Origin of the sequence: Allohahella sp. A8, from assembly GCF_047946665.1 — a bacterium.
Taxonomy (GTDB): domain Bacteria; phylum Pseudomonadota; class Gammaproteobacteria; order Pseudomonadales; family Oleiphilaceae; genus Allohahella.
Window position 1 is genome coordinate 1,571,993 of the sequence record NZ_CP172312.1, and the last position, 26,456, is coordinate 1,598,448.

The 26,456-nt window shown below is 57.6% G+C and carries 22 protein-coding genes; 11 read left to right on the forward strand and 11 right to left on the reverse strand.

The window, feature by feature from the left end:
- Positions 1 to 86 precede the first annotated feature (86 nt).
- From ACH3PB_RS07180 to ACH3PB_RS07190, 3 genes are all read left to right on the forward strand, one after another.
- Positions 87 to 1,097, forward strand: coding sequence for an AraC family transcriptional regulator ligand-binding domain-containing protein (locus ACH3PB_RS07180; protein WP_416398750.1), 1,011 nt, complete (start codon positions 87 to 89; stop codon positions 1,095 to 1,097).
- A 134-nt stretch (positions 1,098 to 1,231) separates the two neighbouring features.
- Positions 1,232 to 2,032, forward strand: coding sequence for a formate dehydrogenase accessory sulfurtransferase FdhD (gene fdhD / locus ACH3PB_RS07185; protein ID WP_416398751.1), 801 nt, complete (start codon positions 1,232 to 1,234; stop codon positions 2,030 to 2,032).
- A 13-nt stretch (positions 2,033 to 2,045) separates the two neighbouring features.
- Positions 2,046 to 2,810 (forward strand): hypothetical protein, encoded by a 765-nt coding sequence (locus ACH3PB_RS07190; protein WP_416398752.1) that lies wholly within the window; start codon positions 2,046 to 2,048, stop codon positions 2,808 to 2,810.
- Here ACH3PB_RS07190 and ACH3PB_RS07195 read toward each other — a convergent pair.
- The 4 genes from ACH3PB_RS07195 to ACH3PB_RS07210 all read right to left on the reverse strand — a co-directional run bounded on the left by ACH3PB_RS07195 (position 2,794) and on the right by ACH3PB_RS07210 (position 8,768).
- Positions 2,794 to 5,190 carry an ATP-binding protein gene (locus ACH3PB_RS07195; protein ID WP_416398753.1) on the reverse strand — a complete coding sequence of 799 codons (2,397 nt, stop codon included), beginning with the start codon at positions 5,188 to 5,190 and terminating at the stop codon, positions 2,794 to 2,796. The genes ACH3PB_RS07190 and ACH3PB_RS07195 overlap by 17 nt on opposite strands.
- 114 nt (positions 5,191 to 5,304) lie before the next feature.
- Positions 5,305 to 6,240, reverse strand: coding sequence for a ribosome biogenesis GTPase YlqF (gene ylqF, locus ACH3PB_RS07200; protein WP_416398754.1), 936 nt, complete (start codon positions 6,238 to 6,240; stop codon positions 5,305 to 5,307).
- 73 nt (positions 6,241 to 6,313) lie between these two features.
- A complete protein-coding gene (locus ACH3PB_RS07205; RefSeq protein WP_416398755.1) occupies positions 6,314 to 7,411 on the reverse strand; it encodes a TauD/TfdA family dioxygenase in 1,098 nt (365 codons plus the stop codon).
- A 31-nt stretch (positions 7,412 to 7,442) separates the two neighbouring features.
- Complete coding sequence (locus ACH3PB_RS07210; RefSeq protein WP_416398756.1) at positions 7,443 to 8,768, reverse strand: condensation domain-containing protein; 1,326 nt, start codon at positions 8,766 to 8,768, stop codon at positions 7,443 to 7,445.
- A gap of 532 nt (positions 8,769 to 9,300) precedes the next feature.
- Here ACH3PB_RS07210 and ACH3PB_RS07215 point away from each other — a divergent pair.
- The 5 genes from ACH3PB_RS07215 to ACH3PB_RS07235 are packed head-to-tail and all read left to right on the forward strand — an operon-like array spanning position 9,301 to position 17,390.
- Positions 9,301 to 10,164, forward strand: coding sequence for a hypothetical protein (locus tag ACH3PB_RS07215; RefSeq protein ID WP_416398757.1), 864 nt, complete (start codon positions 9,301 to 9,303; stop codon positions 10,162 to 10,164).
- A complete protein-coding gene (locus ACH3PB_RS07220; RefSeq protein ID WP_416398758.1) occupies positions 10,161 to 11,819 on the forward strand; it encodes a GH3 family domain-containing protein in 1,659 nt (552 codons plus the stop codon). The genes ACH3PB_RS07215 and ACH3PB_RS07220 overlap by 4 nt, the downstream gene beginning before the upstream one ends.
- Positions 11,816 to 12,910, forward strand: coding sequence for a GNAT family N-acetyltransferase (locus ACH3PB_RS07225; RefSeq protein WP_416398759.1), 1,095 nt, complete (start codon positions 11,816 to 11,818; stop codon positions 12,908 to 12,910). Before ACH3PB_RS07220 ends, ACH3PB_RS07225 begins: the two co-directional genes overlap by 4 nt.
- Positions 12,911 to 12,924: 14 nt before the next feature.
- Positions 12,925 to 14,112 (forward strand): efflux RND transporter periplasmic adaptor subunit, encoded by a 1,188-nt coding sequence (locus ACH3PB_RS07230; protein ID WP_416398760.1) that lies wholly within the window; start codon positions 12,925 to 12,927, stop codon positions 14,110 to 14,112.
- Positions 14,109 to 17,390: an efflux RND transporter permease subunit gene (locus ACH3PB_RS07235; RefSeq protein WP_416398761.1), complete on the forward strand. Its 3,282-nt coding sequence runs from the start codon at positions 14,109 to 14,111 to the stop codon at positions 17,388 to 17,390. Before ACH3PB_RS07230 ends, ACH3PB_RS07235 begins: the two co-directional genes overlap by 4 nt.
- 88 nt (positions 17,391 to 17,478) lie before the next feature.
- Here ACH3PB_RS07235 and ACH3PB_RS07240 read toward each other — a convergent pair whose 3' ends face one another.
- From ACH3PB_RS07240 to ACH3PB_RS07260, 5 genes are all read right to left on the reverse strand, one after another.
- On the reverse strand, positions 17,479 to 18,018 hold the full coding sequence (locus ACH3PB_RS07240) for a pilin (protein ID WP_416398762.1): 540 nt from the start codon (positions 18,016 to 18,018) through the stop codon (positions 17,479 to 17,481).
- Between the two features lie 13 nt (positions 18,019 to 18,031).
- Complete coding sequence (locus tag ACH3PB_RS07245; protein ID WP_416398763.1) at positions 18,032 to 18,517, reverse strand: SRPBCC family protein; 486 nt, start codon at positions 18,515 to 18,517, stop codon at positions 18,032 to 18,034.
- 126 nt (positions 18,518 to 18,643) lie between these two features.
- Positions 18,644 to 19,558 carry a hypothetical protein gene (locus tag ACH3PB_RS07250; protein WP_416398764.1) on the reverse strand — a complete coding sequence of 305 codons (915 nt, stop codon included), beginning with the start codon at positions 19,556 to 19,558 and terminating at the stop codon, positions 18,644 to 18,646.
- A 20-nt stretch (positions 19,559 to 19,578) separates the two neighbouring features.
- Positions 19,579 to 20,097 carry a DUF421 domain-containing protein gene (locus tag ACH3PB_RS07255; protein WP_416398765.1) on the reverse strand — a complete coding sequence of 173 codons (519 nt, stop codon included), beginning with the start codon at positions 20,095 to 20,097 and terminating at the stop codon, positions 19,579 to 19,581.
- 145 nt (positions 20,098 to 20,242) lie between these two features.
- Positions 20,243 to 21,145: a DMT family transporter gene (locus ACH3PB_RS07260; protein WP_416398766.1), complete on the reverse strand. Its 903-nt coding sequence runs from the start codon at positions 21,143 to 21,145 to the stop codon at positions 20,243 to 20,245.
- A 118-nt stretch (positions 21,146 to 21,263) separates the two neighbouring features.
- Between ACH3PB_RS07260 and ACH3PB_RS07265 the strand changes: the two genes are divergently transcribed.
- The 3 genes from ACH3PB_RS07265 to ACH3PB_RS07275 all read left to right on the forward strand — a co-directional run bounded on the left by ACH3PB_RS07265 (position 21,264) and on the right by ACH3PB_RS07275 (position 24,109).
- The gene (locus ACH3PB_RS07265) at positions 21,264 to 22,181 is read left to right on the forward strand and encodes a helix-turn-helix domain-containing protein (RefSeq protein ID WP_416398767.1); all 918 of its coding nucleotides are present in this window, start codon (positions 21,264 to 21,266) and stop codon (positions 22,179 to 22,181) included.
- A 115-nt stretch (positions 22,182 to 22,296) separates the two neighbouring features.
- The gene (locus ACH3PB_RS07270; RefSeq protein ID WP_416398768.1) at positions 22,297 to 23,553 is read left to right on the forward strand and encodes a glycosyltransferase family 4 protein; all 1,257 of its coding nucleotides are present in this window, start codon (positions 22,297 to 22,299) and stop codon (positions 23,551 to 23,553) included.
- Positions 23,546 to 24,109, forward strand: a complete 564-nt coding sequence (locus tag ACH3PB_RS07275; RefSeq protein ID WP_416398769.1) for a phosphatase PAP2 family protein — start codon at positions 23,546 to 23,548, stop codon at positions 24,107 to 24,109. Before ACH3PB_RS07270 ends, ACH3PB_RS07275 begins: the two co-directional genes overlap by 8 nt.
- A gap of 40 nt (positions 24,110 to 24,149) precedes the next feature.
- On the opposite strand, the gene hchA is transcribed toward ACH3PB_RS07275, so the two are convergent.
- Entirely contained in the window at positions 24,150 to 25,022 is an 873-nt protein-coding gene (gene hchA / locus ACH3PB_RS07280; RefSeq protein WP_416398770.1) for a glyoxalase III HchA, read from the reverse strand.
- Positions 25,023 to 25,156: 134 nt separating this feature from the next.
- A complete protein-coding gene (locus tag ACH3PB_RS07285) occupies positions 25,157 to 26,380 on the reverse strand; it encodes a CAP domain-containing protein (protein WP_416398771.1) in 1,224 nt (407 codons plus the stop codon).
- Positions 26,381 to 26,456 lie beyond the last annotated feature (76 nt).

Consider the following 26,456-nt stretch of genomic DNA (forward strand, 5'->3'; position numbering starts at 1 on the left):
CACAGAATTTACCGGCTGGCGTTCCAGTTGGTCTTGACACGGCATATTCGATTTGACATTTTGTGCCAAAAAGCCAGAGGTCGCTCATGCCCGGAAATGTCACAGTCTCCTGCGCGCTTGCTGAAGTCCTGCGTGAGTATCTACGTCGTAATCGACTGCATGCACCCGAGCTTATTCACGTCCTCGATGCCTTCTCCCTTCACCAACGAATGCCAGTCGAGCTCTTGGTGGAGCAGTTCGTTCGTATTCAGCACTTGCATCCGGTTCCGGCACTGGGCTTACGCATAGGCCGCTGCGCGGAACCGGAAAACTTCGGTGTAGTCGGCTATCTCGCGGCCTCCTGTAGTAGTCTTGGTCAGGCGCTGGCGCGCTATCACCGATTTCAAACGCTGCTTGCGTCAGATCTGAATATTCAGGTCGAGCAAAGGGCTGAATATATCTGCTTTCGCTGGAAGCATGACGAAACGCAGCTCCATCCGCTCACCAGTGAGTTCGGTGTAGCCGTCTTCCTCAACCTGTATCAGGCCCTGATTGGCCAGGCCGTGCCGCCAACGCTCGTGGAGTTTCCACACGGGCCGCCCGAACAGCCTGCGATTTACGAAGTGCTGCTGGGTTGTCCGGTACGATTCCACGCGCCCGCCATCGGGCTACAGATCCCGACAAGCCTGCTGGCAATGCGGATTGCGAGCAGTGATCCATACATGAGGGACCTGCTGGATCGGCAAGCAGCGGCCCTGCTCATGCCGCAGCTAAAGCCCGGCGTCTTCCTGACAGCACTACACGAGCACATTGCCGCCGCTCTGCAGGATGGGGAACCGACTGCGGATAGACTGGCCAGGCAGATGGATTACACATTACGTTCATTCTACCGTGAGCTGGCAAACCATGGCCTGCGTTACAGAGCCGTATTGTCAGACGTGCGCCTCAAGCTGGCGCGGATGTACCTGGCGGATCCTCGGCTCGCTGCAGCGGAAATCGCCTTGCTGCTAGGCTATTCGGAGCAGAGTGCCTTCAGTCGTGCATTCCGCGGCTGGACTGGCAGCACGCCAGGCGCTTACCGCAAGAGCCTTGAACGCGAGCGCGCTCGCCCCAGCTGAGCTTGCGCCCGGCTGGCCAGCAGGGTGACTAACTGGATGACCTGGATAACACCTTTCACCCTGATAATTTCCTTGATGAATTCCAGACGGTTATGATTGGATGGACATCCACGAATCATGGAGCGAATGCATCTATGCAGATAACCCCGGCGGGTGCGCTCGATACCCAGGTCGTTCGAATCGGGCTGGGCGAACGGTCAACCGAGCGACGCCTGCTGCCCGAAGAAGCGGCGATTGCATTCGAGGTTAATGGTCGCAACTATGCGGTCATGATGGCCACGCCGGTCGATCTTGCGGATTTCGCGCTTGGGTTCATGCTATCCGAGCAAATCATCAATGCGGCTCCTGACATTCTCGAACTCAGTGTGCGCGAAAGTGAGCATGGTTGGCTGGTCGGACTCTGGCTCGAAGAAGACTGTGTCCGCCGCGCCCGGCAACGCGTGCGGCTGCGCACAGCCGAAGGCAGTTGTGGCCTCTGCGGTCTGCAGTCCCTGGCCCAGGTGCACCGCCCCCTGCCCCTGGTCGATCAGTCGCTTCCGATCGCCGACAGTGCGCTCTTTGCAGCGCTCGCAAGCCTGCGGGATCACCAGCCGCTTAACGCAAGCACTGGCGGCTTTCACGCAGCCGCATTCTGTGATCGTCACGGCTATATTCGTGTTCTGAGGGAAGACGTCGGACGTCATAATGCCCTGGATAAACTGATTGGTGCGCTGAGATCCGAGGCCCTGTCACCAGGTGAGGGTTTTTTTCTGCTGACCTCACGCTGCAGCTATGAACTCGTCGAGAAGACAGCCATTGCCGGATGCCCCCTCCTGGTTACAGTATCGACTGCGACATCCTTGGCAGTGGAGCGAGCCAAGGCCTGTGGGCTGACTCTGGTTGCGCTCGCTCGAAGTGACGCCATGCTGGAGCTGTCTTCAGCCAGTGCTGTGTGAGATGCCGGCGCAAATGAGATGTACCTCCAGGGCCTCGTTCCATCGTCTGGCAATACGATACGTGCTGCCAATGCTTGCCAGCGTTACCCTTTTGACAAATGGCACCGTCGCCCTGGCGGAGCAGCCATCCGACAAGGCCGGCATAGTCAACGCTGCATCGTCTCCGATTGATTTCAGTGAATTCGATATCTACGCAAGCGAAGGCTTCGTGCTTACTCACAGGTACGTCACTGACGACGGTGAGGCTATCGTTACACTCGATACGACCCAGCCCTCGGTCACCAGGGAGATTCATGCTGATGCTACCGTGACCGCCTATGAAGTACTCGAATCAGAGAACGGAGAAATCATACTGGAGCAGGTCACAGACTACGACGCGGCGGGCGCCTGCCAGGCCACTCACAAGACCCGTTATAGATGGCTGGCCACCTTTCCGGAGGTGGCCAGTGTGGGCGATCAGTTACAGCGCATTGCCAGCGTCACAGACTTCGACCATGAGCGCCCTTGCGGCACTCGCGTCTCGAATACCGCGGTAGAAAGCGTGATCAAGGTGACTTACACAGTGCTCGGACGCACCCGCTACAACCGTGGCCCAATCAAGCTGAGCAACTGCGTTAAAGTGTCTGAGCAGGCCCCGGATTATTCGGGGATCGCAACGTTGTGCGCCGGTGTCGGTACGGCCTTTCGCGTTCGCACAGGTTCGAGCTTCGGCCGCAACGAGCGGAGACTGCTTGCTATTGAGCAGCCCGCCGCACAAGAAGCTAGGTCGGCTCGATAGCCGACAGGACTTGCAGGAGCTCCAGCGTGTCGACCGGCTTGACGAAATGATGATCGAAGCCAGCTTCGGCACTCTTCTCCCGGTCCTGAGCCTGACCATAGCCCGTTATGGCAATCAGCACCGCCTGGCGGGTATCCTGCCGCTGCCTCAGCTGACGCGCGAGTTCGTTGCCATCCATTTCAGGCAGCCCAATATCGAGCAGGAAAACATCCGGCACCTGTCTTTCGAGGCGGTCCAGCACTGCGCGCGCACTGTGCTCCGTCATCACCTTGTGGCCTGAGGCCTCCAGGAACATGGCGAGCATTTCTGCCGCATCGGCGTTGTCGTCCACAACCATGACGCGCAGTTCACGGGTAATGGCGATGCCTGACGCATCGCCGTCTGCACAATCCGATTTCATCGTATCCAGCCGTGGCAGACAGACGACGAACCTGCTGCCCTTGCCGTGCCCATCACTGCTGGCAAGCACTTGCCCGCCGTGGAGATCCACCAGACTTCGAACGAGCGCCAGTCCTACACCAAGCCCGCCCTGCGATCTGTCGGAAGTTCTTTCAGCCTGCGAGAACAACTCGAATATGCGTGGCAGCAGCTCTGCGCTGATGCCGATGCCGTCGTCCTTCACGCTCACGGCAACATGCTCAGCTTCGACCTCCATCTGCAGCGTAATGTTGCCGCCCGCAGGTGTGTACTTCGCTGCATTGTTCAAAATATTGGTGATGACTTGAACGAGCCTCTTCTGATCGCCAAGGACACGCGCCGGTTTGGCCGGCAGGTCAAGTATCAGGTGGTGTCGCTTGCTTTCGATGAGCGGGCTGATCTGCTCGACCGCATCCGAGATGATCCGCTTCATATCCAATGGCTCTCGGGCTGTCGTCACCAGGCCGCGGGTAACGCGTGATACGTCTATAAGGTCATCAACGAGCCCCGTCATGTGACCGATCTGACGCGTGATGATTTCGCTGGTCTGCTTCAGACGCGCCTCGTCCAGCTTGACCATCTTCATCAGCTGCGCCGCCGAACTGATCGGCGCGAGCGGATTTCGCAGTTCATGCGCAAGCATTGCGAGGAACTCGTCCTTGCGCCGATCTGCCTCGCGCAACTCTTCCTCAGCCTGCACGCGCTCAGTCACGTCCAGGGTGACGCCACGCACCGACTGAGGCCTGCCTGCTGCATCACATCGAACCATGCCGCGCACATCAATCCAGATTTGTCGGCCGTTGTCGGGCCGGTTGAACCGGATCACCTCACGATAGCTGGATTTTTCAGCGAAGGCTCGCTCGTGAACCAGCTTCATCTTTGCCTGGTCTTCTTCATGAATCGAGGTGTACAACGCATCCAGCGAATCGGCAGTACGCCCGAGCACCTCCATCACGTTATCCGAAAAGATCATTTCTCGAGTGGCGATATCCCAGTCCCACACCACCATCTTGGCCGCGACCATGCCCTCCTTGAGGCGCTCATCACTTTCCCGCTTGGCGGCCTGAGCTTCGAACGCGTCTGTCACGTCGTAACCCTGCGCGAAGATCCCGATGATACTGCCGTCGTCTGCGTAATAGGGCTGATATGACAGATCGATGAACCGTTCGACAACCGGCCCATCGACATGGGGCTGGAGAAGAACTTTCATACCCCGGCCCTGCCACTGCTCGCCGGTTCGGTACACATGGTCGAGCAGTTCTTCATAGCCCTGCCCGAGCACGTCAGGCAGCGCCTGCCTGAGTGTCTTGCCGATGATTTCCCTGTGGCCGACCAGCTGGTAATAGGCTTCGTTGACCATGTTGAAAACATGATCGGGACCAGTGAGCACAGCAACGAAGCCAGGCGCCTGACTGAACAGATTGCGCAGGTGGCCATGCTCGTCTTTCAATATTCGAGCTAGTGCCTCATGCATCTGGGCGCGACTGAAGGCTTCGATTTCCGAGACAGGACGCTGCGGACATGGCTGGGCTGCCTGACCCTCCGCCTTGGCACCGAGATAGAGCTCAGTGACATCGATTGCGCTCTGGGTGACGAACAGGACCTTGCCATTTGCATCGACAGCGGGTGTGTGGATCGCGCTCCAGATCCGATGGGAAAAAGTCGTTCCCCCGGTCGCTGTAGTCGGAACGGCGTACCGAAGACAGGGCGTGGTATGCGGGCGACCGGTCGCTATAGCGACTTCGAGGGAGGCCTTCACCTCTGCAATATTCGTCGAATCCGGATCATCCGGATTGGCCGGAAACGCATCGAAAACATAACGACCCACGATGTCAGCCGCTTCCCGGCCCACTGAACGCAGGTAGGCAGAGTTGGCGCCGATAATGGTCAGATCCCGATCCATGACCAGATAGGGATAGGGTGTGGAATCAAACAGCAGGCGATAGTCGTCGAGCTTCATCATCGGAACAGGTCCGTACAGGTGCGGGCCAAGGGCAGAAACGCGCTGGCAGAATTCAGGTTGATTGAGGTCTTGCGCTCAAGTTTAGGGGGCGAGTACGGTTTTTGCACTGAACGCTCATGACTGTGCGTCGCGGCTGCCCTGTTTGAATCGACGCTTGCGCTCTGCTGCAGCCGCAGCCTTCTGGGCATGGGCTTCAGCGATGATGATATCTTCTGCCTGAATCATTGAAGGTGTCTCCAGCGTAATCCGGCCGAGTTTGCCCGCTCTCAACTCATTGACGAGCACTTCCGATATCTTGTGGAAATCGACCCGGCCCCCACTGCGTAACGCACCCCGACGTGCTGCAGCCATCTCAAGAAACTCGACGTCTGTGTCAGGCACCGAATCCAGCTGGAAACGCTCGCGCAGCAGTTCAGGATAGGCCGTGATGAGATAAGCCGCGACGAAAAAGGCGACGTCGTCGTATTCCATCGCCGTGTTCTTGATCGCGCCGGTAGCGGCCAGCCGATAGCTGCTGTTGGGGTTTTCGATTTTTGGCCAGAGAATGCCTGGCGTGTCCAGCAGCATAACCCCACCGCCCAGATTGATGCGCTGCTGGCTCTTGGTCACTGCCGGCTCGTTGCCAGTCTTGGCAACCGTGCGGCCGGCCAAGGTATTGATGATGGTGGACTTGCCGACATTGGGTATGCCCACGACCATGGCGGTAATGTTTTGAACGCCACCTGCTTTTTCAGGCACCATTCGACGGCAGAGATCAGTAATACCTTTGATTCGGCCCGGTTCGTCGGTGGTCGTGGCCAGCGTCTTGACGCCACGCTCCTGCTCCAGAAATGCCTGCCACAGCTCGGTCGCAGCAGGATCGGCAAGGTCCGACTTGCTGAGGACCTTGATGCAGGGCTTGACGCCTCTGAGATTCGCGATCGCGGGGTTTTCGCTCGAAAATGGAATGCGCGCATCCAGAATTTCAATGAGCAGATCCACCTGCGGCAGCATCTGCTTCATCTCTTTCTGGGCCTTGTGCATGTGCCCCGGATACCATTGAATCGCCATTACCGCATCGCCCCAAAGTTCAAGAAGGCGACATTGTACGTCAACTGACGATCTTATGACCCGATTAAAGACATCAGGCTCTGGCGAGCACCCCTGTTCGCCTCAGGTAAGCCGGGTGATGCAGTTCGGCATTGAAGGCGGTTGCCTGGATCTGCACCAGCTTACGCTCGCCCTGCTCGCCATTCATCCGCCAATGTCCGATACGTATGTTGTCGACGAAGGCAATATCACCTTTCTCCCAAGCCATCAGGTGAGCGCGGGCGAAAATATCGCGGAAGAGCCGGCTCTGTTCTTCAGGTGTCCATTCGATTGTATTACCACGCTCATCGCACAGTTCCCAGGTCAGCTCTATGCCCTCAGCCGTCGAGTCCGGATAAATATCGCCACGTCCAGGAAACGCGGCCACTGCAGCGGCATGGACGGCGCCGTTGGTATTTCGGGCAAAGGCCCAGGGCTGGATACAGAGTGCACCGGTCTCAGGCACGGCGCAGACTGCAGGACACGGCGGCAAGGCGAGATGCGCGCGACCATCCTCTCGTTCGATCAGTTCGAAGGGGCTCTGCTTCAGCAGAGCCCGATCCAGCGCATGTACCTTGCGCCGTGAGACATAAAAAAAGCGGTTCCACGCCCGGCTGTATTTGTCCTGCATCGTTTGAGGTAGGCCGCTGTAGACCTGATGCAAATCCACCATGCCTGTTTCGGCCCGGCTCGGCGAGGGCTGAAAGCAGCACAAGGCGATATACCGTGAGCGCTGCGATCGTATTCCGCCTTCAACGTGTGGGCCCTGAACTGCCGACTCCACCGGACCAAGCTGCACGGCATCCCTGTCGAGATAACGACGATAGTCGCCGCCGCCAAGCAGCCCCTCCATGTACTTGCGCAGCCAGGTGGTAGCGAATGCCGGAGTGTTTTTGAGGTTGAAGGCGTTCCATGGATCCAGTGCCATCCCCTTTGTCACCAGTTCATAGAGATCGTCCGTGTGCTCTGGCGTAAAGCCTCTGAACAGCAAGACCCCACGCCTGGCAATTTGCGCCCGCAGGGCATCCTGGTTTTCTTGCAGGATCGTCAGCAAGGTCGCTATATCACATTTGCCTCTAGGGCGATAAATGGAAATAAACTCGTGACGCTCATCCACATCGAGTTGATCGAGACTACTTGTTGTTGTTGACATGTCGACCTCCTGGGCAATGTCCATCGTCTTGTTAATCGGCGACTTCGCAAAGTCGCTTTCTGAATTGGTTAATCACGCTATCGATATATGCGGGATCCGTGAGCGGATCGGCATAGCTGAAGATCAGTCTGAGTTGACCGGCGAAAAATACCGTGGCCAGGCAAAGCACCGGCTTATTCAGGAAGTGCACACTCGGAATCGGGAAACAGGCCCGCAGTGTGAGACTGCCATAATGTTGCGGCAGTTCGGGACGCCCCAGGTTCGTCAGATGAACGCTCGACTGGGAGCGTCTCGAGAGCGCATCTCTAAGGGAGCCTGGCTCTTTTTTGAGGGCCAGAATGAGCCGCCGCAGCTGCAGGCTGAAAGCGATGTTTTCACTGGTGAACTGTGCATCGACATCAGCGGAAACCCGCTTCGCCAGTTGCCAGACATCCTCATGTCCTGTGAGGCTATAACGGCATTCGATGCCGGTGGCGAAGTAACCAACATCGCGTAGTGAGGGCCTTCGCAATCGTGGTCGCACATTGAGTGCAGCGCTGATGACAATATCCTTTTCACCTGCCCCACCAAGCGCATCGTACGAGGCCAGTAACAAGGCGCTACTCATCAGCGCATGCATGCTCACGCCCTCCCGCTTGCTTCGTGCAAGCACGCCAGCACTGGTAGGGGCATCCAACAGCAAATTGAAGAAACGCGAGTGCACAGTGTCGTTAGCCTGGGCCCGAACATTCGCGGGCGCAGCGGCAGCGCGGGGCGCCGGATTCAGCACCTTGGTCAGAAAATTCGGTAGACAACGCGTCAGCATACGCCAGCCCTGCCCCGGTGGCAGCAGATCATCATAAGCCGCGGGTGGTGCCATTATGGGGCCAGCAGCCGAAGCGTCGGCATAGCACTGCAGCAGCTCACGTACGACTACATAAGCCGAATGCCCATCGCTGATGGCGTGATTGAAGGTCAGAAGCAGCACGGACCTGAGCTCATCCTGCAGCAGCGTCGCACGCCACAACAACTCTGCGTCAGCTGGTATGCGGTTATTCAGTTCGTGCTCGGCAAGTCGGGGCCAATCGCCATCTGCGCAGCCAGGTACAACGGTCAGGGGCACGCGAGGCACACGACTGAAGGCTAGACGGGGCGGCGCGCTGGCGAGCTCAACCCGCGCTCGGAGCACCGGAAAGGTCAGCACGATGCCTTCAAGGGCTGTATAGAGTCGCCGCAGCTCTACCGCGCCATCAATTTGCACCACCATGACGAAGTTGTTGGAACTGACCTCACTTAACCTGAGCCAGAGTTGCTCACCGTATCCCAGCGCCCGCGACGGAAATTCTGCGGCCAGTGAGCATGATTGGCTGATACCCAAATGCCGTCTCCTGTTGATCTACCTGGGTCGTGTCCCTTGTTGCTCTCGCGTGGCGCAGTCATCAAAGGACACAATCATTTCGGTGCACATATGTGCACCGTTCTGCCGACCGCACAATCGAATACTTTCTGTTCAATGCGTTCAGTCAGCAAACTACTACCGAGGCTATAAGGTAAATTATTTCGCCCAAAAAGCTTTTGTCATTTGTGACGGAGCTGACCGTTTTTCAGCATGATCTTGCGATTTTTTAGTCATTTACAGCGACGCAATCGACAAAATTTCGTTGAGGCAAACAAGAATTTCTTCAACTTTCAATGGTTTGCCTATTTCGACAAGAGGATTTTTTTCCAAAGAGGAATTTAGGAGATCCAGTGCACAGTTGTACACATTGATTATAGATCGTACGGGCCGGATCCATATACTCCGACACAGCACGCAAAGTGAACAGGTCAAATTTTGAGTGCCGTACCAGGCAGCTATCGCCTCTGGACAGAACCTATAAAAATGACCGTACTGAACAAGGAAACGTCTTATGAGCAACGCCAGTTCAATGGGGATTTACGCTCGCTACTACTCACTGAAGAAGATCAGCATCACTGACATTCAGCAGATGTATGGCGTATTTCAGCGTTATTACGACAACACCGACCTCGATACCTTTCTGAAGGATATCAGTCGAAAGAGCGGCGCAATTCTGGTGCGCTCGAAAGAAGACGATCGCGTCGTTGGCTTTTCGACGATCGTCTCTATGGATATGACGGTCGGCGAACGTCGTGGAAAGGGGATCTTCAGCGGTGACACCATTATCGAGCGAGACTACTGGGGCTCGCGTGCGCTACAGACCTGCTTTGCCCGACTCATGTTGTGGGAGAAGCTGCGCTCACCGCACAAGCCGGTGTTCTGGCTTCTGATATCCAAGGGCTATAAGACTTACCTGCTGCTGGCCAATAACTTCAAGCGTTATTACCCGAATCCCGATAATCGTGATATCGAGCTCGACCAGGTCGTGCAACTTTATTGCGAACAGATGTTCCCAGGCAGCCGGGATCCACTTGGTCTACTCCAGTTCGGTGACGGTGCGCAGCGCCTGCGTGACGAAGTTGCGGGCATATCCGAAGAGTTGCGTCAGCAGTACCCCAAGATCCGCTATTTCGAGACACGCAATCCTACGTGGAAAGTGGGCACCGAACTGCCATGCGTCGGCGTAGTTTGCGCGCGAACGCTGAGCTCGTTTGCGCTCAAGGCGCTTCGAAATCCTCAAACCGGCGCAGCAGCCACCAATGCGGAAAAACCCGCAGCGATCGTGCGCCCTGCTCGCCGGAGCCCCCCAAATCATACGCCGAACATCACCAGTGTAGCCGGCACCAATGCAAGCTCGGCCGGCGCCTTGCAATGAAGCGACTATCTGCCCTCGCTCACGGTCTCATTCGCGCAAGCGTACAGCCGGGTCGGCATTCGTTCGACAGTAACAGAACGAGTCTGCAGCGCCTGCAGCGGGAGAAGTTGACCTCGCTGATGAAGGCCGTCGAAGGGACGCCCTACGCCAAGGCTCACGGCCTTACAGCAAAGGCATCCTGGGAGCACTTTGCCGGCAACGCGCCAATGACCAACTACAGCGACTGGGCTGGTCCAATCGCGGAGCAGCAGGATAAGCCCGACTGCGCGCTGATCGATTCGCGCGTGGCGCGGTACCAGCCAACTAGCGGTTCCACATCTGCGGTTAAATGGATCCCGTATACGCGGCGCTTCCTGAAGGAACTGGATGCGGCAATTTGCCCCTGGATAAGCGATATGTACCGACGCCACGCCGGCATCCGCTCTGGCGCACACTATTGGTCGCTGTCATGGGTGCCGACTGAGATGCGGGCGCAGACGCAGGGTCATATCAACGACGACATGAAGCTGCTCTCCTCTGGCAAGCGCTGGCTCGTGGGTAGTACCCAGGCAGTGCCTGACGCCGTATCACTGGCGCCTACTTCAGATGACTCACTGTTCGCGTCTCTGGCTTATCTCGCTGCCCGCAGAGACCTGACTGCGATATCAATCTGGAGCCCCACCTTCGGGCTCGGGCTACTCGAGAAGTTATCACTCTGGCGCAAGGAAATCGCCGCAGTACTGGTCTATGGCCACTGGTGCTCGCATCAGGGCAGCCTCGGCTATCTGCCGTGCCCCGAATCTGAGGCCGCAGCAGATCTCCTGCTCGACTGGGACGGGGAGCTTTCAGCCAGTTTCTTTGTCAATCTCTGGCCGCGACTGGCGCTGATCAGCGCATGGGACACAGCAGCATCGGCGCCCTGGGCCCAGCGTCTGCAGGCTTTACTACCGCAGGCTGCGTTTCAGGGCAAGGGTCTGTGGGCGACCGAGGGGGTGGTCACCATTCCGTACGAAAATGACTTTGTACTGGCTGCGGGATCGCACGTGTACGAGTTTGAAGACACCGCCAGCAAGCTGGTGCTACCACCGTGGCAACTCGAGGTCGGCCAGGAGGTGGTTCCAATCCTTTCAACTGGCAGCGGTCTGCTGCGTTATCGCATGAACGACGTGCTCAAGGTCACCGGCTTCAAGGGCCAGCTACCAGCAATGCGCTTCATGGGGCGCAACGACGGCACCGACATGGCTGGAGAAAAGATCAGCACGCTCCTGGCCCAGAAGCTGCTCGAAAACATCGATTGGCCCTCAGACCTGAAGCCCATCGCCTTACTTGCGGCGGAGCAAGGTTGTCAGACAGGCCGGCCCGCCTATGTACTGCTGGTCGAGACAGAGGTCGAGGCCACCAGTTACTGGCGAAGGCGCCAGGAGAAGGATCTGGCGCAGGCACTCGAACGTGCCCTGCTCGACCAGTTTCATTACCTCGTAGCAAGGAACCTCAACCAGCTTGGACCAGTGCGCTGCATCATCCATCCAGATGCCCGCAGGCACTACCTTGATGCCTGTCGAGAGCGCGGCATGATCGAGGGCAATATCAAAGTCGAGGCGCTTCGACATTGGACTGGTGCCTTACCAGTTGCCCCAGCGCTCGCCAAGCCAAACCCTCTGCGAGCATTGTCATGACATATCAGGTTAGATCCGCACAGCTCGAGGATAGTCAGGCGATTGTGGAATTGTTCCAGCGCACATCCCAGCCCGGCAAGATCACGCTGAACTTCGAGCGCAGCCCTTGCTATTTCCATAGCGCACATGTGAGTTGCGAGCAGCCGGATGTATTCGTAGCGGAAGAAGACGGCAGCGGCAGGATTGTCGGCGTCGGCAACATCGGGCAACGCACGCTGTTCGTCAATGGCAGCCCCCGTTCCGTGCGTTATGCGCATGATCTCAGGGTCGAGCCGAATTATCGCGGCGGCCACGTGCTATTCGACCTGTATCGGCAGATTCCGGAGTCAGATTATCAGGCTGGCTGGCTTCAGGCCGTCATACTCGCGGACAACGAGCCGTATCTGAAGGCGGTCGCCAAACATAGACCTGGCCTACCGCGCTTCCTGCCGTACGGAATGATCGAAACCAGCCTGGTCTTTGGCTCGAGGCTTGCCCGGACGCCTTCTGCTGGCCTCGAGATCCGCAGAGCCAGTGTTGATGACCTGCCGCACATGCAAAATTTCTGGGACACCGAGGGGCCGAAGAAGCAGCTCTTCCCCAGCTATCAGTTCGCCCAGCTGGCCGAATCTGCGCCCTACTTCCGTGCGCTTCGGCCGGAGGATTATTGGCTGGCACTCGATGGCTCCGAACTTGTCGGCGTGATTGGCACCTGGGATCAGAAGGCCTTCAAGCAGACCCTGGTCATGGCCTATGCCCACGGGCTGAAGACACTGCGCCATCTATACAACCTGCAGAACCAGCTACGCGGCGGACCACGCCTGCCGCCGCCTGGTGGTCAACTGATCTACCTCACACTCCATAGCATGCTGGTAAAAGGAAACGACCCTGCGATATTCCGGCTCCTGCTGGATAGCATCCACGCCGGCATGGGGCGCCGTTACGACGCGCTGGTTTGCGCCCTGTTCGAACAGGATGCCCTGAGGCCAGTGTTATCGAAGTACCGTCGGGAGATCATCCGCAGCCAGCATTTCCTGCTGGCGCACAGTGGCGACCCGAGGCTCAGCCTGAGTGATCAGTTGACGCCCTATGTAGACGCCGCAAGGCTTTGAGAACGAGTGAATCAATGATGTCCACTTCGAAGCTGCTGTCTCCCGGGCGCGCCTGGATTCCCGTTGTCATCGGTATCATTGTACTGATGACACTCCTGTATCGGTATTCCCCTGAAGCGGATCAACACCCGGTGCTGAAGCAGGTGCCGGAGTTCACCACTGTGGTGGTGCAAGCCCAGAACCTTCGGCTCGATCTGCATAGCCAGGGTATTGCGGCGGCAAGCCGACAGGTATCACTGGCCATGGAAACAGGCGGCCGAGTGATTGACGTGGCGCCTGAATTCAAGAGTGGACATTGGGTGAAGGCTGGCACACCCCTGCTGCAACTGGATCCTGAACCGTTTTCACTTGAAATCGCACAGCACAAGCATCAGCTCGATGCCGCCAAGCTGCATCTGGAGGAAGTGCGAGCAACGGCAGTGGTCGCGCAGCGGCTGGCGGCCAGCAAGGCGAACGACTTCGCCCTGCGAAAGCCACAGCTCGCTGAAGCCGAGAGCCGGGTCCGCTCCGCAAAAGCCGCCTTGAGAATGGCCGAACGTCAACTGGAGCAGGCGACATTGAAGGCCCCGTTCACCGGACGGCTCGTGGACGTCTCACTAGCTGAAGGTCAGTATCTGCGCGCTGGCGAAACGCTTGGCACAATCTACAGTGCCGACGAAATGGTCCTGCGACTGCCGATCCAGGACGCTGGCCTGCAGCTGCTCTCGCTACCGATACAGCTGCAGGCCGTGCCCTTGGACATTCCGGTGAAGCTCAGCGGCAGCTTTGGCGGCAAGCGGCATACGTGGGACGGCTCGATCAGACGACGCGAAGGTGGGCTCAATGCCAACCGCATGACCTGGCTCATTGCCGAGGTCACGCTCGATAGTGGCGACCCGCCACTGGAACCCGGCGTCTATGTCGAGGTCCTCATTACTGGTCGCCTGGTGGAAGACCTGGTGGCCCTGCCGCGCTCGGCGCTCGTCAACGACAGCCACGTCTGGGTGATTGGTAGCGAACAGGTGCTGAGCCGACGACCAGTCGAGTGGTTGCATCGGGACGAGCAGAATGTCTACGTCACCAGTGGACTGGAACCGGGCGAGCAGGTGCTACGGCGTGGTCACAGCCATCTGCTCGAGGGCACGCCGGCGCGCTCGATCCCAGAAGAAGCCTTGATCACCGCTGATGATGCGCTCACAGCAGGTGCGGCCACTGCACAATGAGAGACACCATCGACTGGTTCATCAACAACCCACGCGTCTCCAATTTGCTCGCGCTTATGCTGGTACTTGGCGGACTTCTGGCTATTCCCCAGACGCGCCAGGAAACACTCCCGAATGTTCCTTTGGAACGTATCGGCGTGGTTTCACTCCTGCCGGGCGCGTCACCACAGACCATCGAGCAACTGTTGTGCACCCCGATCGAAAACGTGATCTACGGCATAGAGGGGATCACTGATCTGATGAGCGATGCACGTGAAGGCCGCTGCGCCATCACCGTAGACGTACTCGAAGGTTTTGCGACACGTGACGTCCGCGACCAGATCGCCACACGAGTCGCCGCGCTGAACGATCTGCCGGAAGATGCCAGCCCGCCGCTCGTCGAGGAACTCGTTTTCCGCAATCGGGTATCACAGGTCCTGCTCACTGGCGACCTGTCACCACGCGACCTCTATACCGCAGCGCGTGAGATGCGTCGGCGTATGCTGGATTATCCCGAAATTTCGCAGGTAGAAATCGAGGGTCTGCCAGAGCGTGAAGTAGCGGTTGAAGTGTCGCGATCCGACCTCTATCGCTTCGGGTTGTCATTCAGTGACCTGGCGACAGCCATCCGCAACGATGTCGAGCGCGTGACGGGTGGACTCCTGCGCACGCCGCAGTCGGATGCACTCATCCAGGCGGGTGAAGCACCAGTCTCGGCCGACGAATATCGCAAAGTGCTCGTGCGTCAGGGTGGCGCTGGCGATGCCCTTCGGCTGGAGGAAGTCGCTACGGTTGCAGATGCCTTTTCACAGAATACCATGGGCGCCTGGCTTAACGGCCAACCGGCTGCAGCCCTGGACGTCTATCGCATCGGCAACCAGAATGTTCTCGACGTCGCAGACGCGGTTCGCAACTTCATGGCTGAGACTCCACTGCCGCAGGGCATGCGTCTCGTGCTCTGGCAGGATGATGCCGAGGAGTATCGCGGCCGTTCCGAGCTGCTCTGGCGCAATGCAGCCCAGGCGTTGCTCGTGCTGGTGTTGATCCTCACGCTGTTTCTCGGACTCAGGATGTCAGTCTGGGTTGCGGCTGGTATTCCGGTTTCCATGCTGGGCGCGTGTATTCTGCTGCCCTTGCTCGGCGAGTCGTTCAACACGATTTCGCTTTTCGCCTTCATACTCGTACTGGGCATTGTCGTCGACGATGCCATCGTTGTAGGTGAAAGCGTCCATGACGAGATCGGCAAGACAGGACACAGCCGCAGCGCGGTGGCTCGCGGTACCAACAAGGTGGCCAAGCCGGTGGTCTTCGCAGTACTGACGACTGCCCTCGCCTTCACGCCACTGCTATTCCTGCCGGGCCCTGAGGGCGAGCTGATGCGCGTCATACCCATCGTGGCCATTGGTATTCTCATCCTGTCGCTGGTCGAATCCCTGTGGATATTGCCAGCTCACCTGAACAGCAGCGAGCCGAAAGCACCGGGGCGGCTGGACCGCCTCAGTGATCGCATGAACGCCCGCTTCGACCGGCTCATGACACGCTTCTTCGTGCCGGCTCTGGAATTCACCCTGTACTGGCGCTACACCCTGGTTGCCGCCGCTAGCGGACTGATTCTGCTGAGTCTTGCGCTGGTGCACAGTGGCTGGCTCACTCTGGTCATGTTCTCACGTGTTGAAGGTGATCGTGTCATGGCCGATGTCGTGTTCCCTGAAGGCACCAGCACACAGCGCGTCGCTGAGACCGTGCAGGCGCTGCAACACTCCGGACAGGCACTGGCAGAGCAGATGATCATCAAATTCGATGAGCCGCTTATCGTCGACGTGCTGGCTGAGCAGGGTCATCGCCGCAAGATTTCTACAGCGAGCGACCCGGATGCCCATCGACGAGCTCGGGTTAGCCTTGCACTGGCGCCAGGCGAACGGCCCATTTCCGCTGACGAACTCGCTTATCGCTGGCGTTCGCTGCATCAGGGCATACCAGATGCCTTGTCAGTGCGCTTCCACGCCAGTCTTACCGAGATCAAACCGGACATCTATATCAACCTGTATCACCCGAATCTCGGAACACTTGAAACCATGGGTCGCGATCTACAAGCGCAGCTGGAACAGCTCGACGGCCTTCATGAAATCGGCAACAGCATGAATGCGCGTTTCACCCAGATTCAGGTCAGTGCCACACCGGCGGCCAGGCACTATGGACTTACCGAGCGCGCCCTCGGCCAACAGGTAGCTGCCGCCTTCCATGGTGTTATTGTCGATCGATTACCGGAGGATGATCACGAAGTGCCAGTCGTGCTTCGTCTGCCGACGGCGGAAAGCAACAGCTTATGGCATCTCGAGCAGCTTCCTATCACGCTTGCAGATGGCAGTTCTGCACCGCTCTCCGCGTTGGCGACCCTTCAGGAGATTCAGACGCCAGCACTGATAAGCCACTACGATCGCAGACGCACAGCCACGCTCACTGCACTCGTCGATGACAACCTCACATCTCCCGGGCAGGTGATGGAACACCTGCAGGCAAACTGGCTCGGGAATCTCGCACAGCAATACCCCGGCGCCACTTGGGCTGTCGCAGGCAAGCCCAAGGCCATCGCTGAATTTATCGACTACCTGGGCTTAAGCTATCTGCTCGCTCTAATCGGCATGTTCTGCCTGCTCACCATCGCGTTCGGCACCTACTGGCAACCGATACTGATATTGCTCGCCATTCCCTTTGGTCTGGTCGGCGCCTTTCTTGGTCATGCGGCGCTTGGCTATGAACTGACACTGTGGTCCATCGTGGGCATCATCGCCGTGAGCGGCGTGGTAGTGAACGATAATCTGGTACTGATCAGCGCCGTAAATGAAATGGCGAAGACAGGAGAGCGAATAAAGGACACAGTTGTCAAAGCCGTGTGTAGCCGATTCCGCTCCATCGTGCTCACATCGCTGACCACTTTCATAGGTGTCGCGCCGCTGATACTCGAAAACAGTGCTCAAGCGCGTTTTCTCATCCCCATGGCGATTTCACTCGCCTTTGGTGTCCTCTTTGCGACCTTGATAACGCTGCTGATCGTGCCTTGTCTGTATCTGATCGGTGAGGACGCCAGACAGTTCGTGCAGCGTTTGCAGATGCGCATCCCAACAGCATCCGAAGACGACGACGTGGAGCAAGCCTATGCTAACGGAAGGATTTGTGGCTTGAAAAACGGTAATGCCAGCAATCCCTATCTGAATGAGGTTCTGCATGCCAGCTGGGAAGCTGGTTTCACCGATGAGTGCGAGGCAGGTGTTCCTCGGCCTGTCATGCACGCACGCTAAGCTTGACTTGTCCTTCTAGCGGAGGCTTTGCCCGGTCGTTGCTTCACCGCCGCCACCGGGCCTTTTTATTTTCGGCAGCCCTGCTGCACTATCGTTGCCCCGGGGCGAAACGACAGGCAGGTGCCCAGGACTGTATGTCCTCGAAGCTTGGGGTCTTGCAATCCCATTGAACCCCATAAAGCGGATCACTCGCGATGGGAACCAGTTGAATCGTACCATCGTCGACGCCCGATCTCTCATTGAACGTGAGTGTGATACGACCGCGCTCGCCGACCGCGACTGAAGACAGTGCACCCCGGGCGTAGGCCCGTGGCTCCGGCAGCCCAAGATCCTGGTTCGAGGCCGGCAATCTGCCGTGCTCAATCACATAATCCTGAACCGCATATCTGACCGCAGAGCCGGCAAGGAAGCCCTCGATCATCTCGGCTTGCGGCGTGGATTGCTCCGATGTGACCGTGCAGCCATTGAATAACGTTGCTACTGCCAGGGCGATCAAAGGCAGCGGCAAATTGGCGAAACACATGTTTGAGTCCTTCTTCATCTCGAAGGGATTGATCGTACGAGACATGCGGTCAGCGGGAAAGCGTCTGGACCGCTTTTTCACCATGCACTGCCGCAGACTTTGCATGCTACACAGCAGTTCAGGCCGTTTCGTCGAACAGTTGCATGGCTGGCACTTCGGCCTCCAATACCTGCTTCAGCTGTAACATGGCCACCGAGGCGCGCCGGCTCATCACTCGACGGACCATGGGGAGCAGAAAGAGCCAGACGAGAAATGACTGGTTTCGACTGAACATCTGCCAGTCGACTGCGCAATCCTCATCCCCCAGTTCGTGGAAAGTAACCTCCATACGCGGCAGGATTGGCGGAAATTGAGCTTCGGTCACGAACAGCCGGTCAGCGATCGACTCGCGCACGATGAGCCGAACCTGGCGGGTGCCGCCATAGGGGAGCTTGATGGTTTCGAGATAGAGCTTACCGACTTGCCCGTGGGCCAGTTTATTGCCCGACTGCATGTCACGAACATCGGGAAACCAGTCTGGGAAGCATTCCATGTCGGTGATGTAGTCGAATACTACCGACGTAGGACGCTCAATTCTTACACGTTTTTTTGCGAGCAAATGCATATTTCGTTCCTTGAAACAATGCCTTAAAAGGCGCCATCCTACGCTGAATGAGGGCGTCCGGCCAGTCGGCCAGCGTGTTCCAGCGCTTGAGGAAGGTCCTGAATCGACTACGAAAGCCAAATCTGACTAGTTTAACGGACGGACATATACCCAGTTTGTGCCGACATCGTCGCAGACGATGATCTCAGGGCTGATGTCCATACAGGACTCGATGCCGGCGGGCACCCTGTCGTGAAGACGTGATTGTACGCCCAGGGTCTTACGGTCGGCCTTGAGCAGCTGAAAGGTTTCCTCCGAGCGCCGGGCAAAATCTATCCCTGCAGCCTCGGTAGTATGAAAGGCGTGATGGAACTCGGTAAAGCTGAGGGTGGCTCCGCCGAGGCCAATCTCAAGCATCTTCGGCACATATCTGGCGTAAGCGTCGCTCAGGTAGCCGATGACCGCCTGATCGTCACTGCGACGCCCCCGGAAGCTCGGCAGATCCAGACGGTTGCCATCATCCAGAACCCCAGGGCGAAGCTCGCCCTTCGGTCTGTTCGAAGCGAGTACATAACGGCTATCCGGGCATAGAATGACATCGCCCTGCCCTGTGAGGCGGCAGTCGCTCACATCCATAGCTGCGAAGCCACTTTGGGCCGGGGAAGAACTGGCAGCACGAGTTGGCGACGCGGGCGTGGCTGTTGGTGCAGACGGTCTGTCTGCCTGCTGCCCGGCACTGCGCCGTGGTTGCGAAGGCGGCGGTGGCTGTTGCTGAACCGCTGTCGATGGGGCTCCCTGGGTGCGATTGCGACCAGGCAGCGCCAGGCCAAGTCGCTCAGCCGGGCGCTTCAGCAGGAGCGCCTGCACCATTGCGTCGTTACGGCGGAAATCTTCAAATGAAGGCAATCCAGCGCCCTCGCCGCCACTAACAACCTTACAGTAAGCCTGCTCCAGCTCAGTTTTAGCCGCATTGAGGCACCCACTATCAGCGTTGGCAAAAAAGGGCCAGACGATCGCCACGGTCATCAGCGTAGTGCCGATCGACTTTTTATCTCTAATCACTGGATTCCTTCTATGGCTTGCTAAAGCGGATTTTTCGCACCCTGAAGCAGCGAATCAGACAATGCCTCGCCATGTAGCACAGAGATATCGCCGGTCGTTTCGAGCACAACCGCACGAACCTGGCTGAAGTCCAGCACATTTGCTTCGCGCAGCTTGGCGATAAGATCACTCCTCGCCACGCGTGTTTCTTCCAGAGCGTGCTCGATTATCTTGCCATCGCGCATCAGAATGACAGGTTCGTTCTGCAGGATAGCCTCAAAAGTGCCAGAGGCTTTGCGCAGGCGAGCTGTAATGTACTGCACACCGAACAACGCGGCCATGCCGGAAAGTGTTTGTATGAACTCACCCCAGTTTGCCGATTGGCTGCCACCAGCAAGCAGAGAGCCAACCGCGACCGTCATGACGAAATCGAAGTTGGTCATCTTGGAAAATGATCGCAGGCCATTGAGCCGCACGAGCAGGACCACCCAGGTCATACCGAAGAAGGTGAGCAATAAGCCCCTCAGGATCAGGTCGAGCGTATGGTGATCAATGAACATAATGAAAACACACTCCTTGTAGCGCCACTGGATAAAGACTCCATTAGCCTTTACGTCACTTGGGCGACACAAGATTCAAGCCTGTAGCTGAGCACTGTTATCTTAAGCGCCCGCAGCGCTGCTTACGCGTCTCGGATGCTCATGGTCAAACCTGCTTCTGGGCATCAAGTGTATTCGCAAGGGGTACCGCGGCTTTGCGAAACAGCACATAGTTGCCAAGCAGTGCCAGGGCCGCGCCGATTACTGCGGGAACGGTCCATTCGAAACCTTCGAGCCAGGTGGATACAGTGAGTGCAACGATTGGAAACAGCACCGTGGCATAGCCAGCCTTGTCTGCACCCAGCGTCCTGATCACGGTGATGTAGCTGTAGAACGCAATGATCGAGCCTGGAATCGCCAGAAATAAGGTCGCACCCCAGAACATGTCGGACGCCGGCAGATGCCACTGTACACCCTGAACCACACACCAGCCGCCGAGAATCACGGCCCCATAGGTCATGGCCCAGGCATTGCCAGCAAAGAGCGGAATGCCGGCGTTGCGGACCTTCAGGCTGATCAGATTGCCGAGAGAAAACCAGAAGGTGCCGCCTGCTGCGAACAGGATGGCCGCAAAGGTGGCATTGCCAAGCGTCAGGTCATGCCAGAACAGCAACGCCACCCCCGTGACCCCCAGCGCAACTGCCGGGTAAATGCGGGGGCTTGGCCGCTGCCCCATGATCCACCAGCCATTGAAGGCATTGAACAGGGCAGCCAGGGAAAACACCACCGCCAGCAGCCCGGTTGTCATGGTTTCAGCCGCGCGATAGATCAACAGAAAATTAACGCTGTAGAGCGTGACACCCTGCAGCATCAGCAGACGATGCTGCGACCAGCCCATCTTCGGCAGACGACGAAGCAGGGCGAGCCCGCCCAGCGCGACAATCGAGGCCATGACGAAGCGGAAAAATACGGAGAGATCCACAGGCGCCGATTCGACCTGCAAACGAATGGCCGTCCAGGTCAGGCCCCAGATCAACACAGTGAGACAGTAATGAACTCCGATTGGCATGAGTATGCATTCCGATGGCAATTGTTGATAGAACGCCCAGCTTAGAACGATACAATTCTCCTGGCTTGTCAGATCCTGCTGAAGAGTGGATGATTCCTGCCAGGTTACGGAGATTCGTATGACCGCCTTCACGAACGCAGATTCGACTACAGATTCGTCAGACCAGCCCCCTGCAGAGGCACGGGATATCATCGCTGCGCTCAGAGCTGCCGGTGCGGCACCCAGACGCGTATTGGAGCTTGAACGTGGGCGCGCGCTCGTACACTGGCAGAATCATTATGGTGACGCCCAGTACGAGCGTCCGCGACACCATGCGATGAGCATCTATACGCGTGCTGGTGAACAGACGTCGCGGCAAGTGAAAGGCCGTGCGGTGAGCCGTGGTTTTACGGGGGCGATCTGTCTCTTTCCAGCCGGTAGTCAGTCACAGTGGCAAATTCGCGGTGACTTCGAGTTTCTTCATCTCTACTTCACCGATCTCGATCTGCAGCGATGCATGACGCAGGTCTGGGACCGCGAGCCCTCAAGCGTCCAGCTGAACGAACGGTATCAGATTCAGGATGAGCTGATTGCCCAGACCGGCCGATTGCTGAGCATGAGTGGCTGGGAAACGCCCGAGGACAGCATGGGCATCGATCACCTGACGCACTGGTTGATGGTCCAGATCGTTAGCCGCCACGCATCAGTCAAGGTGTCAACGCCCGTGGTAAGCGGTACCCTCACCCGACATCAGCGACAGCTGGTGTCGGGACGAATCGAGGCACAGCTTTCGGAACCGCTCACACTCGAGGCTATGGCGGGCTGGGTCAGTCTCAGCCCCTACCATTTCGCACGCTTGTTCAGGGCGAGCTTTGGCTGCGCGCCCTATCAATATGTTCTGGAGCAGCGACTGGCGCGAGCCCGCGAGCTGCTTCGCCAGCCTGAGAACAAGATCACCGTGGTCGCATTACTATGCGGGTTTGGCGATCACAGCCAATTTACTCGGGCGTTTCGAAAACGTTACGGTGTGACGCCTTCAGATTATCGTCGCGGCTGAAAGATTGCGAAAATATGGTCGAACGGATTCCTGCTGGTTCGGCTCATCCTTTTCTGTCACAAAACCTTCATAGTCCTGCACAATAACTGCAACAGGGGCCAGCCAAGCTGGCGTCATGAGCATACTTGGCCGCTACGGCAACCCCAGCGCTCACCAGGGGCGCTACAGAATCAGCATAGTCACCGAGACGTTCTGGCCGGACGTGAACGGCGTAAGCCGGACCCTGCAACAACTGATTCAGATGCTGCAACAGGGCGACGTCGAAGTCCAGATCATCTGTCCGCGCAGCAGGCACATGCGATCGCGCGACTGGGACTCCGCAGATACGTTCTCATCGCTGCGGCCAGTGGATATTCTGAGAGTTCGCGGCCTACCACTTCCCGGCTATCGCGATGTGACCATCGGACTGCCCTGCAGGCGCCAGATCACAAAATACTGGCAGCCGCGGCGGCCGGATTTCGTATATCTGGCTACCGAGGGCCCACTCTGCCTATCTGCACTTCAGGCAGCGAAAAATCTTGGCTTACACCCCGCCAGCGGATTTCATACAAGTTTCGATCAATATGCCGAGCACTACCGCCTCGACTGGCTCAGTGCACTGGTAATGACCTACCTCCGCTGGTTTCATAACCGCACTGCGATCACGCTCACACCCACCAGGGAGCAACGCGCGCGACTCATTTCAGCCGGGTTCCGAAACGTCGAAGTGCTCTCGCGAGGTGTAGACTGCAAACGGTTCTCTCCGAACTTGCGCTGCTATGCGCTGCGGTCGGCCTGGGGAGTACCTGTGGATGGGCTTGTAGTGCTCTATGTCGGTCGGCTTGCTTCGGAAAAGAATCTACCCCTGGTCATCCGCGCTTTCAAGGCAATCAGACAACAACAACCGAACGCACGTCTGGTATTCGTAGGCGATGGTCCGTTGCGCAAAACGATTCGGACGCAGCTACCAGATGCCGTGCTCAGCGGCCTTCAACATGGCGAAGCACTGGCGCGCCACTATGCCAGCGCGGATATATTCCTGTTTCCCAGCCAGACCGATACCTTCGGCAACGTTGTCACCGAAGCCATGGCAAGTGGGCTGCCAGTAGTCGCATTCAACACTGCGGCAGCGGCTGAACATCTTTGTCACAACTTCAGCGGCATGTGCGCGACTTTGGGCGACGAGACCGGCTACATCAGAAATGCCGTCGAACTCGCCGGCGATGGTGCGCAACGGCGCAGGCTTGGAAGCGCAGCACGCGTGTGCGCCGAGGGTCTTGGCTGGAAGGCTATCGCCTCGCGATTTCTCGAGTACTTGAAGCAGCCATCCGACCGCGGGGCCGTCGCCGCGCCCTTCGTCTTGAACAACCACAGGAAGCCACTCGATGCATAACAACAAGATTTCACTGTTTTTCAGCCGTATCGATCAGCTCGAAATCAACAGCTGTCTGAGGATGAATGGCTATTGCCGAAAATTGCCATTGAAGCGCTTCTTTGTGCGGGTCAGCCGGCTCGGCGACGGGCTTGCGTGGTACCTGCTGATGTTGCTGCTACCCGTTCTATTCGGTCTCCACGGGCTTCAGGTGAGCGCGTCCATGGCCCTGACGGGACTGGTCTGCACCATCATCTACAAGACCTTGAAAGGCTCGCTGGTTCGAACCCGGCCATTTCTGAACTCGCCCGACATTCTGTGCGGTACAGCCCCACTCGACCGTTACAGTTTCCCCTCAGGTCACACCATGCACGCTGTGTGTTTCTGCACGATGCTGGTCTACTTCTTCCCGCTATTAGGCATGCTGGTTATCCCGTTCACCATACTGGTCGCACTCTCACGCGTTATTCTGGGGCTGCACTACCCGACTGATGTCATTGTAGGCGCGCTGCTGGGTGCTGGTCTGGCTTGCCTTGGGATTGCGCTCCACCCTGCCTTGCAGTCGATGCTCGGATAGGGATGCCGCACAGCCTTCGCAGGTCAGACCTCAGCGGAACTCAAACCGCCTCTGAGAGTAAGGCTTCAGCTGCCATCTTGCCGAATGCGTTTGCAGCATAGGGGCTGTCGCCTGTTATGAGCTTCCGGTCGCGGTGACAAGTGCCGGTTGCCAGCTTGTTGACGATTTCAACATCCAGCGCCTTCAGCTTCTCGCCGAAATACCACGGCATGGGCCCTGGCAGGTAACCAACAGCGGGCGTGGCCTTGTCGACTATATCCGGGAACGCGGCCAGCTTGTAACCCTTGTAGGGAAAAGAGGTCGAGTTACCGTCCGCCTTACCAGCTAATAGTGCGGCTGGACCATGGCAGATAGCGAGCAGGTATTTGTCTTTGTCGGCGACCCACTGCACCAGTTTTCCTACATCCCTGTTGTCAGGCAAGCCTAGCAAGGCGCCGTGACCACCAGGAATGAATACAGCGATGTATGGAGAGTTATCCTTCAGTGAGCTTTGCACAAACTTTTTGAGAGAGCGAGGTTTGTTGAATTTGGCCTCATACTTCTGAAAAAGGCTTTTCACGGCCTCATCTTTTTCAGGCATCGCCCACATTTCAATCTGAACCGGTTTCCCGGTGGGCGATACGATATCGACCTCGAAGCCCGCCTGTTCGAAATGCAGCATTGGCACCAGCATTTCAACAGGGTGATTGCCTGTTGAAAATTTCTTGCCATTCTCCATCGTCAGATACTTTTCTTCGGTACAAAGCATCAGAATTTTAAGCTTGCCAGACTTCTGCGCATTGGGAAAAGTTGATTGCTCGTAATCGGTCTTGTCTTTAGTGGCTAACTTCAGAGCGAGCGGCGATGGGCTATAGCCGCCGTTTTCATCTTCTACTGGCGCTATTCCAAGAACTTTTTTCACTAAGGCTGGCATGATCGGTCCTCTGGTTAGGTGTTGTCAGAAAACACTACGTCAACGCCAGCCAATTGAATCTCAACAAATAAGTTCGCACAGAAACCGGCAGCCGATCACCTCCCAGCAACCGACGCCCTGGACTTCGCCCGGTGCTAGTTAGCAGGTCTGCCGAACTTCTGTACCCAGTAGTGACTGTAGTTTGCGGAACCGGGAGAGACTGTGATGAGTGATGCGCCCATCTCATTCACGCTCGAGCTCATGATATTGCGACAATGGCCGGCGCTGGCCAGCCATCCCTTCATCACCATGTCTACGGTATACTGGCCTGCGGCGATGTTCTCGGCCGCAGATGACCAGCTGTACCCGGCGTTGTTCATGCGCTGACCCATTCTCGAACCGTCACTGCCCGTGTGGCTGAAGAAATTGTTGTTGGCCATATCTTTTGCATGTGTCGTCGCGGCTGAGTCCAGCTTGCAGCTCCAGCGCAGCGCAGGCTGTGCAGAGTAACTTGTTCCACCGCAGCTACGTGCTCTCGAACGGGCTTCATTGACCGCGTTGAGCATAGCGACATCTATAGAGTTCATGCAGCCGTCAATCGACCCTTGCGAGCTTTCTCCAGCACTCTTGAGCGTGCGGAACTGCCAGCTCTGCCAAGTCGCTTCATCGCCTGATTGCGACATCAATCCGCTTTTGATGACCACTTGATACAAGGTGTCCGGAGCGAGCGATGACTGTGGAACGAGGCGCACGTCGTGACTGCCGGGGGCGTATTCGACCTTGATGCTGATTGGACTGCCGGCCTTGCGAATCTCAATGTTGTCGGAGTTTACCGTGGTGGGAATCAGCGGCTCGGAGAAATCGATCTGCACCCGCGTATTCAGTGCACGATTCTGGCTATTGGGGCTCGGGCTGATGGCGTCCACCTTCAACTCGGCTGGTGCAGGCGGCGCCGGTTCCGCAGGCGGCGTTGGCGTTGGCGTTGGCGTTGGCGTTGGCGTTGGCGTTGGCGTTGGCGACGCTACCGGTGGTTTAGGACTACCACCAACACTATTGCTGCCACCCGAGGTCGAATCGCCGTCCGAGGTCTGATTACCTGAATAGCCAGATCCGGCACCACCGCCCCCACTCGTTGTAGGTCTAACCGCATTGTCTACGCCACCAGTTTCGAGCGAGGTCGGCTCGTTGCCAGTTTCGACTGAGACATCGTAGAGTTCTCCGCCAGCGCTTTCGTCGACAGCTTCTGTTGCCGGAAGGGCTTGTGAGCCGATCTCAGCCGAGGCGTTGCCCCCGCCGGATGACTCGCTACCGCAGGCGGAGAGCAAGGTGACAAGACAAGCGAGGACGGCCACAGGGGCGCGTGAGACGAGAGTATTCAAGATTGCTATCCCTTTCTGATTGAAGCGAATTCTTCGATCGGGTAAAGCAAACTCTTGGCGGCTGTCTCTACCTTGC

Excerpts from the sequence above, each read along its gene's own strand:
- ACH3PB_RS07180 (WP_416398750.1), top strand. The coding sequence starts at position 87 with ATGCCCGGAAATGTCACAGTCTCCTGCGCGCTTGCTGAAGTCCTGCGT.
- ACH3PB_RS07265 (WP_416398767.1), top strand. The coding sequence starts at position 21,264 with ATGACCGCCTTCACGAACGCAGATTCGACTACAGATTCGTCAGACCAG.
- ACH3PB_RS07215 (WP_416398757.1), top strand. The coding sequence starts at position 9,301 with ATGAGCAACGCCAGTTCAATGGGGATTTACGCTCGCTACTACTCACTG.
- ACH3PB_RS07235 (WP_416398761.1), top strand. The coding sequence starts at position 14,109 with ATGAGAGACACCATCGACTGGTTCATCAACAACCCACGCGTCTCCAAT.
- ACH3PB_RS07270 (WP_416398768.1), top strand. The coding sequence starts at position 22,297 with ATGAGCATACTTGGCCGCTACGGCAACCCCAGCGCTCACCAGGGGCGC.
- ACH3PB_RS07195 (WP_416398753.1), bottom strand. The coding sequence starts at position 5,190 with ATGATGAAGCTCGACGACTATCGCCTGCTGTTTGATTCCACACCCTAT.
- ACH3PB_RS07255 (WP_416398765.1), bottom strand. The coding sequence starts at position 20,097 with ATGTTCATTGATCACCATACGCTCGACCTGATCCTGAGGGGCTTATTG.
- ylqF (WP_416398754.1), bottom strand. The coding sequence starts at position 6,240 with ATGGCGATTCAATGGTATCCGGGGCACATGCACAAGGCCCAGAAAGAG.
- hchA (WP_416398770.1), bottom strand. The coding sequence starts at position 25,022 with ATGCCAGCCTTAGTGAAAAAAGTTCTTGGAATAGCGCCAGTAGAAGAT.
- ACH3PB_RS07275 (WP_416398769.1), top strand. The coding sequence starts at position 23,546 with ATGCATAACAACAAGATTTCACTGTTTTTCAGCCGTATCGATCAGCTC.
- ACH3PB_RS07225 (WP_416398759.1), top strand. The coding sequence starts at position 11,816 with ATGACATATCAGGTTAGATCCGCACAGCTCGAGGATAGTCAGGCGATT.
- ACH3PB_RS07205 (WP_416398755.1), bottom strand. The coding sequence starts at position 7,411 with ATGTCAACAACAACAAGTAGTCTCGATCAACTCGATGTGGATGAGCGT.
- ACH3PB_RS07190 (WP_416398752.1), top strand. The coding sequence starts at position 2,046 with ATGAGATGTACCTCCAGGGCCTCGTTCCATCGTCTGGCAATACGATAC.
- ACH3PB_RS07245 (WP_416398763.1), bottom strand. The coding sequence starts at position 18,517 with ATGCATTTGCTCGCAAAAAAACGTGTAAGAATTGAGCGTCCTACGTCG.
- ACH3PB_RS07220 (WP_416398758.1), top strand. The coding sequence starts at position 10,161 with ATGAAGCGACTATCTGCCCTCGCTCACGGTCTCATTCGCGCAAGCGTA.
- ACH3PB_RS07240 (WP_416398762.1), bottom strand. The coding sequence starts at position 18,018 with ATGCAAAGTCTGCGGCAGTGCATGGTGAAAAAGCGGTCCAGACGCTTT.
- ACH3PB_RS07230 (WP_416398760.1), top strand. The coding sequence starts at position 12,925 with ATGATGTCCACTTCGAAGCTGCTGTCTCCCGGGCGCGCCTGGATTCCC.
- ACH3PB_RS07260 (WP_416398766.1), bottom strand. The coding sequence starts at position 21,145 with ATGCCAATCGGAGTTCATTACTGTCTCACTGTGTTGATCTGGGGCCTG.
- fdhD (WP_416398751.1), top strand. The coding sequence starts at position 1,232 with ATGCAGATAACCCCGGCGGGTGCGCTCGATACCCAGGTCGTTCGAATC.